At 73.5% G+C, this 11,846-nt stretch carries 11 protein-coding genes and 1 pseudogene; 8 read left to right on the forward strand and 4 right to left on the reverse strand.

Annotated elements, in window-relative coordinates; all coding sequences use genetic code 11:
• Both ACFWVP_RS12560 and cobJ read left to right on the forward strand, forming a co-directional pair.
• The gene (locus tag ACFWVP_RS12560) at positions 1 to 627 is read left to right on the forward strand and encodes a precorrin-8X methylmutase (protein WP_384496000.1); all 627 of its coding nucleotides are present in this window, start codon (positions 1 to 3) and stop codon (positions 625 to 627) included.
• On the forward strand, positions 624 to 2,150 hold the full coding sequence (gene cobJ / locus ACFWVP_RS12565; protein WP_384496002.1) for a precorrin-3B C(17)-methyltransferase: 1,527 nt from the start codon (positions 624 to 626) through the stop codon (positions 2,148 to 2,150). The genes ACFWVP_RS12560 and cobJ overlap by 4 nt, the downstream gene beginning before the upstream one ends.
• Before the next feature lie 142 nt (positions 2,151 to 2,292).
• Here the strand turns inward: cobJ and ACFWVP_RS12570 are convergent, their stop codons facing one another.
• Positions 2,293 to 3,828 (reverse strand): alpha-1,2-mannosidase, encoded by a 1,536-nt coding sequence (locus tag ACFWVP_RS12570; protein WP_384496004.1) that lies wholly within the window; start codon positions 3,826 to 3,828, stop codon positions 2,293 to 2,295.
• Between the two features lie 155 nt (positions 3,829 to 3,983).
• Here ACFWVP_RS12570 and ACFWVP_RS12575 point away from each other — a divergent pair, with 155 nt between their 5' ends.
• A complete protein-coding gene (locus ACFWVP_RS12575) occupies positions 3,984 to 4,490 on the forward strand; it encodes a DinB family protein (RefSeq protein WP_384496006.1) in 507 nt (168 codons plus the stop codon).
• A 31-nt stretch (positions 4,491 to 4,521) separates the two neighbouring features.
• Here the strand turns inward: ACFWVP_RS12575 and ACFWVP_RS12580 are convergent, their stop codons facing one another.
• Complete coding sequence (locus ACFWVP_RS12580) at positions 4,522 to 5,286, reverse strand: cobalt-precorrin-6A reductase (RefSeq protein ID WP_384496007.1); 765 nt, start codon at positions 5,284 to 5,286, stop codon at positions 4,522 to 4,524.
• Between the two features lie 15 nt (positions 5,287 to 5,301).
• Between ACFWVP_RS12580 and ACFWVP_RS12585 the strand changes: the two genes are divergently transcribed.
• Positions 5,302 to 6,420, forward strand: a complete 1,119-nt coding sequence (locus ACFWVP_RS12585) for a cobalt-precorrin-5B (C(1))-methyltransferase (protein ID WP_384496009.1) — start codon at positions 5,302 to 5,304, stop codon at positions 6,418 to 6,420.
• A 48-nt stretch (positions 6,421 to 6,468) separates the two neighbouring features.
• Here the strand turns inward: ACFWVP_RS12585 and cobM are convergent, their stop codons facing one another.
• Positions 6,469 to 7,218, reverse strand: a complete 750-nt coding sequence (gene cobM, locus ACFWVP_RS12590; protein WP_384496010.1) for a precorrin-4 C(11)-methyltransferase — start codon at positions 7,216 to 7,218, stop codon at positions 6,469 to 6,471.
• Entirely contained in the window at positions 7,218 to 8,489 is a 1,272-nt protein-coding gene (cbiE, locus tag ACFWVP_RS12595; RefSeq protein ID WP_384496012.1) for a precorrin-6y C5,15-methyltransferase (decarboxylating) subunit CbiE, read from the reverse strand. Before cbiE ends, cobM begins: the two co-directional genes overlap by 1 nt.
• A gap of 184 nt (positions 8,490 to 8,673) precedes the next feature.
• On the opposite strand from cbiE, the gene ACFWVP_RS12600 reads away from it, so the two are divergent.
• The 4 genes and pseudogenes from ACFWVP_RS12600 (at position 8,674) to ACFWVP_RS12615 (ending at position 11,730) form a co-directional block, all read left to right on the forward strand.
• The gene (locus ACFWVP_RS12600; protein ID WP_384496014.1) at positions 8,674 to 9,084 is read left to right on the forward strand and encodes a YciI family protein; all 411 of its coding nucleotides are present in this window, start codon (positions 8,674 to 8,676) and stop codon (positions 9,082 to 9,084) included.
• A 46-nt stretch (positions 9,085 to 9,130) separates the two neighbouring features.
• Positions 9,131 to 9,397, forward strand: a pseudogene (locus ACFWVP_RS12605) (RNA polymerase sigma factor); the annotation flags it as partial.
• A gap of 69 nt (positions 9,398 to 9,466) precedes the next feature.
• The gene (locus tag ACFWVP_RS12610) at positions 9,467 to 10,078 is read left to right on the forward strand and encodes an HhH-GPD-type base excision DNA repair protein (protein WP_384496015.1); all 612 of its coding nucleotides are present in this window, start codon (positions 9,467 to 9,469) and stop codon (positions 10,076 to 10,078) included.
• A gap of 128 nt (positions 10,079 to 10,206) precedes the next feature.
• Entirely contained in the window at positions 10,207 to 11,730 is a 1,524-nt protein-coding gene (locus ACFWVP_RS12615) for a M28 family metallopeptidase (protein ID WP_384496017.1), read from the forward strand.
• Positions 11,731 to 11,846 lie beyond the last annotated feature (116 nt).

Here is an 11,846-nt window from a genome sequence, read left to right on the forward strand (position 1 = left end):
GTGCATCAGTACGAGAAGGACGGACCGGCGATCTACCGCCAGTCCTTCGCCACCATCCGCGCGGAGGCGGATCTGGCCGGGCTGCCCGCCGACGTGAGCCAGGTCGCCGTCCGCATGATCCACGCCTGCGGCATGGTCGATCTCGTCACCGATCTCGCCTTCTCGCCGAACGCCGTGGCCGACGCCCGCGCCGCGCTGCGCTCCGGTGCGCCGATCCTGTGCGACGTGGCCATGGTCGCCAGCGGTGTCACCCGCAAGCGCCTGCCCGCGGACAACGAAGTGATCTGCACCCTGTCCGACCCGGCCGTCCCCGAGCTGGCCGCGAAGCTCGGCACCACCCGCAGTGCCGCCGCCCTGGAGCTGTGGCGCGACCGGATGGAGGGGGCCGTCGTCGCCGTCGGCAACGCGCCCACCGCCCTCTTCCGGCTGCTGGAGATGATCGAGGAGGGCGCTCCGCGCCCCGCCGCCGTCATCGGTGTACCGGTCGGTTTCATCGGGGCAGCCGAGTCCAAGGAGGCCCTGGCCGTCCACCCGTCCGGTCTGGAGCACCTGATCGTGCGCGGCCGGCGCGGGGGCAGCGCCCTGGCTGCCGCCGCCCTCAACGCGATCGCCAGCGAGGAGGAGTGAGCGTGAGCCAGCGGACCACCACAGGCGCCGGGCGGCTGTACGGTGTCGGGCTCGGTCCCGGCGACCCGGCCCTGATGACCGTGCGGGCCGTGCAGGTCATCGCCGAGGCCGATGTCGTCGCGTACCACTCCGCCCGTCACGGCCGCTCCATCGCCCGCTCGATCGCGGCACAGCACCTCCGCGCCGACCACATCGAGGAGGCGCTGGTCTACCCCCTCACGACGGAGACCACGGACCACCCCGGCGGCTACCGGGGCGCGCTGGACGAGTTCTACGCCGAGGCCGCGGCCCGGCTCGCCGTACACCTCGACGCCGGACGCACCGTCGCCGTGCTCGCAGAGGGCGACCCGCTCTTCTACGGCTCGTACCAGCACATGCACAAACGGCTCGCGCACCGCTACGAGACCGAGGTCATCCCCGGTGTCACGTCCGTCAGCGCCGCCGCCGCCCGGCTCGGCACCCCGCTCGTCGAGGGCGAGGAGGTGCTGACGATCCTGCCCGGCACGCTGCCGGAGGAGGAGCTGACGGCACGTCTGGCGGCCACGGACTCCGCGGTGGTGATGAAGCTGGGCCGCACCTTCCCCGCGGTGCGCCGCGCGTTCGAGGCGTCCGGGCGGCTGTCCGAGGCGCGGTACGTCGAGCGGGCCACGATGGCCGGGGAGCGCACCGGGGACCTGGCGGACACGGACGCCGACTCGGTGCCGTACTTCGCGGTCGCCGTGCTGCCCAGCCGGATCGACGCCCCCCGCCCCTCGCCGTCCGCGGGCCCCGGCACGGGTGAGGTCGTCGTCGTCGGCACCGGCCCCGCCGGACCGCTGTGGCTGACGCCCGAGACGCGCGGGGCGCTGGCCGCAGCCGACGACCTCGTCGGCTACACGACGTATCTGGACCGGGTGCCGGTCCGCCCGGGGCAGCAGCGCCACGGTTCCGACAACAAGGTCGAGTCGGAGCGCGCCGAACTCGCCCTGGACCTGGCCCGCCGGGGGCGCCGCGTGGCCGTCGTGTCCGGGGGCGACCCCGGGGTCTTCGCCATGGCGACGGCCGTGCTGGAAGTGGCCTCGCAGGACGCGTACACGGACATAGCGGTACGGGTGTTGCCCGGAGTGACCGCGGCCAACGCCGCGGCCGCCGCCGCGGGGGCTCCGCTGGGCCACGACTACGCCACCCTCTCGCTGTCGGACCGGCTCAAGCCCTGGGAGGTCATCGCGGGGCGGCTGCGCGCGGCGGCGACGGCCGACCTGGTGCTGGCGCTGTACAACCCCGGTTCCCGCAGCCGGACCTGGCAGGTCGGCAAGGCCCGCGACCTGCTGCTGGAGCACCGCTCCCCGGACACGCCCGTGGTGCTCGGGCGCGATGTGGGCGGCCCCGCGGAGAGTGTGCGTACGGTGCGGCTCGCCGATCTCGACCCGGCCGAGGTCGACATGCGGACGATCCTGATCGTGGGTTCCTCACAGACCCGTTGGGTGCGGCGGGGCGACGGCCGGCAGATCGTGTGGACACCGCGCCGCTACCCGGAGGCGTGACGGACCGCTCGGCCCGCTTGCGGCGTGGGTCGAGCGGTGACAGGACCGAGCGTCGAGGCCCGGGGGCCGGGGTACCGGCGGGCCGGGCGACCGGCGGGCCGGAGGCCCCGCGGCCGTCCGCGCCCGGACGAGCCGCCTCCGGTCAGCGGTCCCGGACCCACTCCGCCAGCCTGCCGACGGACCGGGCCGCTTCGGCCAGACTGCGGGCCGCCTGCTCAAGCTCGGCGGTGAGGCGGGCCGTCCGCTCGCGCTCCGCGGAGTCGTCCGGGGCGGCGACGGCCGTGCCCCGGTATCCGATGGGGCCCTCGTCGTACCGCTGGTAGTAGCCGCTGAAGTGGTCCGAGGCGATTCCGGCGAACCTCACACCGGAGAGCTGTATCTCGTCGGCGCCCCCGTTGCCGGTGATGTCGAGGCGGTAGCGGGAGTAGGCCACGGGAGCGCCGCCGATCCGGAACCTCCTGCTCTCGAAGCGCTCGGTGAAGCCCTGCCCGGTCCGGGAGTCCAGCTCCGTCCAGCGGCTGCCGTCCTGCGAGCCCGACAGGGTCCAGTCCCGGGGGTCACGGTCCGGGAAGTCGTTGGCGGACGTCAGCGTGTAGCAGGTGAGGGCGGTGGGCCGGTCGAACCCGAACTCCACGGTGGCTTCGCAGTCGCCGGCCAGCCACTTCGCCCGGGAGTCCCGCAGCAGGTTCTCCGCGACCTCCCCGGCCTCCTCGAACTCGTCGCTGACCTCGACGACCGTCGCCTGCCCGGTCACGTCCGGCGCGTCCGCCGCGCCCGAACGGCCGGCCGCGACGCGCAGCGCGGCCACACCTGAATTGCCCCGCTGGTCGCGCCAGGTCACCCGCTCCACAGGCCCGGAGCCGTCCTCCACCAGGATCCGCAGCTCGCCGGAGTCGTGCCAGTCGCCGCCCCACCCCTCCTCGGTACGGAAACGGTGCGTGTGGACGCCCTCGGTCCCCTCCGGGAACGCCCCGCGCCCGATGACACGGCCACGGAACTCGGCGAGCGTGCCGTCGGCGGCACGGTGGTGCCCGTGGAAGTCGGACATGTTCGACTGGAAGCTGATCGCCGACTCCGCGCCGTCCTCGCCGCGCCACCCCAGCTGCGCGGGCAGCGACCGCTCGCCCCGGTCGACGTGGAACAGCAGCCGGGGGCCCGGCCGCCAGGCCTCGGTGAACGGCGCGCGTCGCTCCGTGCTGTACGAGAAGACCGTGTCGCGGGCCGCCTCCGCCGCCATCGCACGCTCGGAGCGGCCACGCTCGTACACGGAGTCGAGCGTGACGCGGTACAGCCAGAACATGCTGCGCGCGCCGACGGCCGTGCGTATCTCCAGCGTGTTGGTGCCCGGCCGCAGCAGCTCGCCGGGGACGGCGAACACGTTGTCCTGCGGGAGGTCGCCGCCACCGGGCACGGTGAGCCCCTGGACGAGCGCCTCCCCGTTCACCAGCACGTCGACCGGGGCGTATCCCAGGGACCCGCCCAGCTTGGAGACCAGCGCGGTCATTGTGAGCGTCACCTCGACGATCTTCTCGTCGCCGTCGACCTCGAAGTCCAGCTCGGTGCTCGCGTCGGCGCCCATCGTCAGGTGCGACGACGTCTCATGGCAGTCGCGGTACCTGATCCCGGCGTTGGACACGCGGACCGGCGTGGCGGAGAAGTCGGCGAACGTCGGTTGCATGCTTGGCTCCTGAGGCTGCGTCACGCCCGGTACGAGGCGCCGGCGAGTGGGTGTGCCGCCACGTTAGCGGCGGCCACCGACAGTCCCCGGGTACGGTCCGTCGCCCCGTCCCCTCCTTCGGCCGGCTGTCGGACCCTCGTGCCACGATGGCGGACATGAGCTCTCCCGAACGCCTCATGCCCCCCTTGGACGCCGATGAGCGGACGTCCCTGGAGAGCTGGCTCGACTTCTACCGCACCACGCTCGCCCAGAAGTGCGAAGGCCTGACGGAGGACCAGCTCTCCGCGCCCGCCGCCGCGCCGTCGCAGGTCACCCTGCTCGGTCTCGTCCGGCACGCGGCGGACGTCGAGCGGACCTGGTTCCGCCGGGTTCTGGCCCAGGAGGACGTGGATCCGATCCACGCCCCGGGCCCCGATGGCCACGACGGCGGATTCGGTCCGGCCGAAGGAGACACGTACGAGAAGGCGCTGCCCCTGTGGCAGGCCGAGATCGACCGGGCCCGGGAGAACTGCGCGTCCCGCCCCCTCGACGGCACCAGCCCCTTCATGGGCGGTCAGGTCACCCTGCGCTGGATCTACACGCACATGATCGGCGAGTACGCCCGCCACTGCGGCCACGCCGACCTCGTACGGGAACACGTCGACGGCCGCACGGGCGTCTAGCCCACGGCCCCGGTCCTTCGTGGCCCCGCCCTCAGAGCCCCGGCCCTTCAAGGCCTCGCAGCCAGGCGACGGCCTCCTCCGGGGTCCCGGCCACCGGAACGTCGTCCGGGACCGGCGGGCGCCGGACCACGACCACCGGGATGCCCGCCTCCCGGGCGGCGGTGAGCTTGGGGGCGGTCGCGTCGCCGCCGCTGTCCTTCGTCACGAGGACATCGATGCCGTACCGCCGGATCAGCTCCCGCTCGCCGTCCAGGGTGAACGGTCCCCGGTCCAGCAGGACCTCCATCCGGGCCGGGTACGGGGCCTCGGGGGCGTCGACCGAACGTATCAGGAACCACAGCGCGTCCAGCCCGGCGAACGCGGCCAGGCCCATGCGCCCCGTCGTGAGGAAGACGCGCCGCCCCAGCCCCGGAAGGAGCTCCGCCGCCCCCGCCAGGGAGTCGGCCGGGTGCCACCGGTCGCCGTCCGAGGGCACCCAGCCGGGACGGCGCAGCGCCAGCAGGGGAACATGGACTGCGTCAGCGGCGGAGGCCGCGTTGAAACTGATCGTCCCGGCGAAAGGATGGGTGGCGTCGATGACCGCATCCACTCGGTGTGCGCGGAGCCATTCCGCCAGGCCGTCGGCTCCGCCGAAACCGCCGACGCGCGTTCCGCCCGGCGGGAGCTTCGGGCGGGCCACCCGGCCGGCGAGCGAGCTGGTCACCCGTACTCCGGGCATTTCGCCCACCGCCACCAGGCGCTCCGCGAGGCGGCGGGCCTCCGTCGTGCCGCCGAGGACGAGTACGTGCAAGGGCATGGGATCGGTCCATCCATGAGCAGTGAGGCGCAGGGCGGGCGCAACGCCCAACTCAAGCACACCGGTCTGCGGCCGGGATGGACGACCGGCGCCTGTGCGACGGCCGCGACCACGGCCGCGTACACCGCCCTGCTGACCGGCGAGTTCCCCGACCCGGTGACCATCACGCTGCCCAGGGGCCAGACCCCCGCCTTCGCACTCGCGGTGGAGGAGCTCGCCGGGGGTTCGGCCACGGCGGGCGTGGTCAAGGACGCGGGCGACGACCCGGACGTCACGCACGGCGCGCTCGTGCGGTCCACCGTACGGCTGCTCCCGCCGGGGTCCGGGGTGGTGTTCCGGGCCGGGCCCGGCGTGGGCACGGTGACGCTGCCGGGGCTGCCGCTCGACGTCGGGGAGCCGGCGGTCAATCCCGTGCCCCGCCAGATGATGCGGGACCATGTGGCGCGGGTGGCGGCGGAGCACGGGGGCACCGGGGACGTGGAGATCACGATCTCGGTGGACGACGGCGAGGAGATCGCACGTTTCACGTGGAACATCCGCCTGGGCATCCTGGGCGGGCTCTCGATCCTCGGCACGACCGGTGTCGTCGTGCCGTACTCCTGCTCGGCCTGGATCGACTCGATCCGCCGGGGTGTGGACGTGGCGCGGGCGGCCGGGCGCACGCACGTGGCGGGGTGCACGGGCTCGACGTCCGAGAAGACGGTGGTGGCCGAGTACGGACTGCCGGAGATCGCCCTGCTGGACATGGGGGACTTCGCGGGTGCGGTGCTGAAGTACGTACGCCGTCATCCGGTGGCCCGGCTGACGGTCTGCGGCGGGTTCGCCAAGCTGTCCAAGCTCGCCGCCGGTCACCTCGACCTGCACTCGGGCCGATCCCAGGTCGACAAGCCCTTCCTGGCGCGGCTGGCACGGCAGGGCGGGGCGAGCGAGGCGTTGGCCGCCGAGATCGAGGTGGCCAACACGGGCCTCGCGGCGCTGCAGCTGTGCATGGCGGCCGGGGTGCCGCTGGGCGACCTGGTGGCCGTGGCGGCCCGGGACCAGGCGCTGTCGGTGCTGCGTGGGGCGCCCGTCGCGGTGGACGTGATCTGCGTCGACCGGGCGGGGACCGTCGTGGGACGGAGCGAGGTGCGCTGAGGGCGCCGCGAGGCAGGTTCCTCCCGTCCGCCCGCGCCGCCACGGAGGTCAGCAGGTGTGGCGGTCCCGGGCCGGGGAGTACAGGTGGCTGTCGTGGAACTGTTCCGCGCCGAGCGTCCGGCCCACCATGATCACCGCAATCCGGACCACCCCGGCGGCCTTCACCTGCTCCGCGATGGAGTCGAGCGTTCCGCGCAGGACGATCTCGTCGGGGCGCGAGGCCATGGCCACGACCGCGGCCGGGCAGCCGGCCCCGTAGTGCGGCAGCAGTTCCTCGACGACCCGGTCCACGTACTGCGCGGCCAGGTGCAGCACGATCAGCGCGCCGCTGCGGCCGAGCGTGGCCAGGTCCTCGCCCTCGGGCATCGCGGTCGCGCGCTGGGCGATGCGCGTGAGGATCACCGTCTGCCCGACCGTCGGCACCGTCAGCTCACGCTTCAGCGCCGCCGCGGCGGCCGCGAAGGCGGGCACGCCCGGCACGACCTCGTACGGCACGCCCGCCTCGTCCAGCCGCCGCATCTGCTCGTTGACCGCGCTGAAGACCGAGGGGTCGCCCGAGTGCAGCCGGGCGACGTCGTGACCGGCCTCGTGCGCCCGGACCAGCTCGGTGGTGATCCGGTCGATGTCGAGCCGGGCGGTGTCCACGAGCCGGGCGTCCGGCGGGCACTCCGCGAGCAGTTCGCGCGGCACCAGACTGCCCGCGTACAGGCAGACGGGGCTGGCCGCGAGGATGCGGGCGCCGCGCACGGTGATCAGGTCGGCGGCGCCGGGGCCCGCGCCGATGAAGTACACGGTCATCAGTTGTCTCCTGAGGGGGTCGAAAGGGCCTTGCGTACGGACCACTGCGTGACGGGCATGGCCTGCCGCCACCCCGTGAAGCCGCCGACCGGCACCGCGTGGGCCACCGAGAGCCGCACCAGGTCGCCCCCGAGCCTGCGGTAGCGGTCAGCGAGCAGCGCCTCGGACTCCATCGTCACGGTGTTGGCGACCAGGCGGCCGCCCGGGGGCAGGGCGTCCCAGCAGGCGTCGAGCAGGCCGGGGGCGGTGAGCCCGCCGCCGATGAACACGGCGTCGGGCACGGGCAGCCCGGCCAGGGCCTCGGGTGCCCGGCCGGTGACCACGCGCAGCGCGGGGACGCCGAGCCGGTCCGCGTTGCGGGCGATGCGCCCCGCACGCTCCGTATCGCGCTCCACCGTGATGGCGCGGCAGGAGGGATGGGTCCGCAGCCACTCCACCGCGATCGAGCCGGACCCGCCGCCGATGTCCCACAGGAGCTCACCGGGCGCGGGCGCGAGCACACCCAGGGTGGCCGCCCGCACATGCCGCTTGGTGAGCTGCCCGTCGTGCTCGTACGCCTCGTCCGGCAGCCCCGGTACGGCGCCGACGCGCAGGGTGTCCGGGGTGGCCAGGCAGTCCACCGCGATGACGTTGAGCGGGTCGCCGGACGGGTGCGCCCAGGTGTCCGCGGTGCCGTCCAGACAGTCCTCGGCCGTGCCGCCCAGCTGCTCCAGGACCCGCATCCGGCTCGGTCCGAAGCCGTGCTCCCGCAACAGCGCGGCGACCGCGGCGGGCGTGGCGGCGTCCGCGCTCAGGACCAGCAGCCGGCGTCCGTCGTGCAGCGCGGCGGCCAGCCGGGCCGTGGGACGCCCGACGAGCGTGACGGTCTCGGTGTCCTCCACGGGCCAGCCCAGCCGGGCGCAGGCGTACGACACCGAGGACGGGTGCGGCAGCACACGCGGCGCCCCCGGCCCCAGCTCCTCGGTGACGGCCCGCCCGATGCCGTAGAACATGGGGTCCCCGCTGGCCAGGACGGCGATCCTGCTCCCCGCGTGCGCGGCGAGCAGTCCCCGGACGGCGGGCCGCAGGGGGGAGGGCCAGGCCACGCGACGGCCCGTGCACAAGGGCGGGAGCAGATCCAGCTGGCGCTCACCACCGATCAGGACCTCGGCGTCCAGGAGCGCGGAGCGCGCCGTGTCCGGCAGGCCCGCCCACCCGTCGGCGCCGATCCCCACGACGCTCACGGCGGACACGGGCAGCGGGGCGGGGGGTACGGATGATGCGGGGGACACGGCCGGTACCTCGGTGTCTGGGTGGATGGACGCAGCCGAAACTCTACTGGGGCGTGGTTCCGGGCCCGCGCGGCGGAGTGATTCCGGGAAATCCTCCGCGTGGTGCCGAGAACCCGTCCCGGACTCCGACGTCCCCTGTGAGAGTCGCCCATGAGGGGCGGCACAGCCGACGAAGGAGCGGATCATGAAGTACCTCGTGATGGTGCAGGGATCGCAGGCCGACTACGAGGCCATGAGCGGCAAGGCGTCCGCGAGCAGCCCGGCCTGGAACGAGAAGGACGTGAAGGCGATGTTCGCCTTCATGCGGGGGATCAACGAGGACCTCGCCGGCTCCGGTGAGATGGTCGAGGGCAACGGGCTGGCCGAGCCCGCGCGGGCCCGCTTCGTGAGCGCGGGCGCCGACGGGCGGCCGGTGATCTCCGACGGTCCGTACGGCGAGACCGAGGAGGTGCTCGCCGGATATTGGGTGCTCGACTGCGCGAGCCTGGAGCGGGTCACCGAGATCGCGGCGCGCATCGCGCTCTGTCCGCAGCCCGAGGGCGCCCCCGAGTACCCCGTGGTGATCCGCCCGATCGACCCGGGCCCCGACGCCTGAGGAACCAGCAGGCCGGAGGTGCCGGTCGAGGCGCACGACGACGGACATCGAGGACCTGCCGCGCCGGCACGCGCCGCAGGTCCTCGGCGCGCTCGTGCGCCGGTACGGACACTTCGACACGGCCGAGGACTCCGTACAGGAAGCACTCCCGGCGGCGGCACAGCCGTGGCCCGGACACCACCGGCTGGATGCCGTCCGCACCCATCCGCTGGAGGGGGCCGGGGACCGCGAGGCGGCGCGCCGCCTGTCTGCGGGCGGCCCGCTCAGCGCACCCGAGGCCCGCTGTCTGCGCACGCGCGCGGCCCGGCTGCTCCCCTGACGGCGCGGCTCCACGCACCACATCGAGTCGCCGAACCCCGCCGCCCTCGCGATCATCGAAGACATGACCAAGAGCGACAACGGCAAGGACCGCACCGTGCGGATCGCCCAGCGGCCGGAGGCGGACGAGCTCCTGGGGCGCAGCCCGCTGGCCGCCCTCGTCGGCATGCTGCTGGACCAGCAGGTACCGATGGAATGGGCCTTCGCCGGACCGTTCACCCTGGCCGGGCGCATGGGGTCGGACGATCTGGACGCCCAGGAGATCGCCGCGTACGACCCGGAGGCGTTCACCGAACTCTTCACCACGAAACCCGCGCTGCACCGCTATCCCGGCGCCATGGCCAAACGGGTGCAGCAACTCTGCCAGTACCTGGTGGCGGAGTACGGCGGAGACGCGAGCGCGGTCTGGGCGGACGCCCCGACCGGCACCGAGCTGCTGAAACGGCTCAACGCGCTGCCCGGCTTCGGCACCCAGAAGGCGCAGATCTTCCTGGCACTGCTCGGCAAGCAGTTCGGCGTACGCCCCACGGGGTGGCGGGAGGCCGCAGGGCCGTACGGCGAGGAGGGTTCGCACCGCTCGGTGGCCGACATCACCGGGCCCGACTCGCTCGCCGAGGTACGGGCGTACAAGCAGCGGGCGAAGGCGGCGGCCAGGGCGGCGGGCCGGACCAAGTGATCACGAACGGGCCGCACAACCGGCCGCGGCCGGCACCGGGGTTCACACGGACCGACCCCACTCGCTAGCTTTCCTGCACATCCGTTCACACCGGAAGGACTCCTGTGCACGCAACCCGTCGCAGAGCCATGGCTGTTGTGGCTGCCACCGCCCTGGCCACACCGCTCCTCCTCGCCGCGTCCCCGCACCACGGACACGCCCCGCACGACCCGGCCAAGGACGCCGCGAAGCTGTCCCGGCAGCTCGTACGCGACTCGTCCGCCAAGGACGCCTACCGGCATCTGCAGCGCTTCCAGGCGATAGCCGACTCGGCGGAGGGACACCGCGCGGCCGGCTCGCTCGGTCACGACGCCTCCGCCGCCTACGTCCACCGACTGCTCCAGAAGGCCGGCTACGAGGTCGACTACCGGTCGTTCGACTTCGTCTACACCGAGACCCTCGCCGAGAAGCTCTCCGTGGTCTCCCCCACGCCCCGTGACGTCGACATCAAGGCGATGACGTACACGAGGTCCACCGAGGTGGGCGGCGTCCGGGCGGCGCTCGTCGCCGTCCCCGTCGACGACACCACCGGCTGCGAGGCCGCCGACTACGCCTCCGCGACCTTCACCGGCAAGATCGCGCTGATCAAGCGCGGCGGCTGCTCCTTCGCCGAGAAGCAGGCGGCGGCCGGAACAGCCGGCGCGGCCGGTGCGGTGATCTACAACAACACCGAAGGCGTGCTCTCCGGCACCCTCGGGGACGTCGCGTCGGGGAAGATACCCACCGGCGGGCTCACCCAGGTGGAGGGCGAGAAGCTCGTCGCCGACCTGGCCGCGGGCGAGGTGACGGTCTCCTTCGAGATCCGTGAGCTCCAGGAGGAGCGCACCACCCGCAACGTCGTCGCGGAGACCCGCCGTGGCGACGCGGCGAAGACGGTCATGCTCGGCGCGCACCTGGACTCGGTCACCGACGGCCCCGGCATCAACGACAACGGCTCCGGCTCGGCCGGTCTCCTCGAAGTCGCCCTGGAGCTCGCCGAGTCCCGGAAGCAGCCCGCCAACAAGGTGCGGTTCGCCTGGTGGTCGGCGGAGGAGAACGGACTGCTCGGCTCGGAGGCGTACGTCGCGAAGCTCTCCGAGGCGCAGCGCGAGCAGGTCGCGCTGTACCTCAACTTCGACATGATCGCCTCGCCGAACGGCGCGCAGTTCGTCTTCGACGGCGACAACTCCGACAACGTGGGCGAGGGCCCCGGCCCCGAGGGATCGGCCCAACTGGAGCGCGACATCACCGACTTCCTCGACCGGAAGGACAAGCCCCACACCGGCACGGACTTCACCGGACGCTCCGACTACGGGCCGTTCATCGAGGTCGGCATCCCGTCCGGCGGTACGGACACGGGCGCCGAGGGCATCAAGACGTCCGACCAGGCCGAGACGTTCGGCGGAACGGCCGGCGTCGCGTACGACCCGTGCTACCACGCGGCCTGCGACGACCTGGACAACGTCGACATGGCGCACCTCGACACCAACATCGACGTGATCGCGAACGCCGTCGGCACCTACGCCTTCGACCTGCGCTCCCTGACCCGCCCGGTCCCGGCCGCCCCCACCACCGGTGAGCCCGGCAGCGGCGGCGGACTGCGCGAGGGCCACGCGCACGGCGTCACCGAGTAACGGAACCCGCACGTCCCTCACCCCGCGGGCGGGGGGGGGGGCGCGGGCGCCCCCCCCCCCGGGGGGGGGTGGTGACGCGGCCGCGGGGTGGGGCGGGGTGTTATAAAAAAAAAAGT

The organism is Streptomyces sp. NPDC058637 (assembly GCF_042717325.1).
Classification (GTDB): domain Bacteria; phylum Actinomycetota; class Actinomycetes; order Streptomycetales; family Streptomycetaceae; genus Streptomyces.

Coding starts and splice junctions, on each gene's coding strand:
- ACFWVP_RS12575 (WP_384496006.1), top strand. CDS start 3,984: ATGAGCTCTCCCGAACGCCTCATGCCCCCCTTGGACGCCGATGAGCGG.
- ACFWVP_RS12570 (WP_384496004.1), bottom strand. CDS start 3,828: ATGCAACCGACGTTCGCCGACTTCTCCGCCACGCCGGTCCGCGTGTCC.
- ACFWVP_RS12615 (WP_384496017.1), top strand. CDS start 10,207: ATGGCTGTTGTGGCTGCCACCGCCCTGGCCACACCGCTCCTCCTCGCC.
- ACFWVP_RS12600 (WP_384496014.1), top strand. CDS start 8,674: ATGAAGTACCTCGTGATGGTGCAGGGATCGCAGGCCGACTACGAGGCC.
- ACFWVP_RS12580 (WP_384496007.1), bottom strand. CDS start 5,286: ATGCCCTTGCACGTACTCGTCCTCGGCGGCACGACGGAGGCCCGCCGC.
- ACFWVP_RS12610 (WP_384496015.1), top strand. CDS start 9,467: ATGACCAAGAGCGACAACGGCAAGGACCGCACCGTGCGGATCGCCCAG.
- ACFWVP_RS12585 (WP_384496009.1), top strand. CDS start 5,302: ATGAGCAGTGAGGCGCAGGGCGGGCGCAACGCCCAACTCAAGCACACC.
- cobM (WP_384496010.1), bottom strand. CDS start 7,218: ATGACCGTGTACTTCATCGGCGCGGGCCCCGGCGCCGCCGACCTGATC.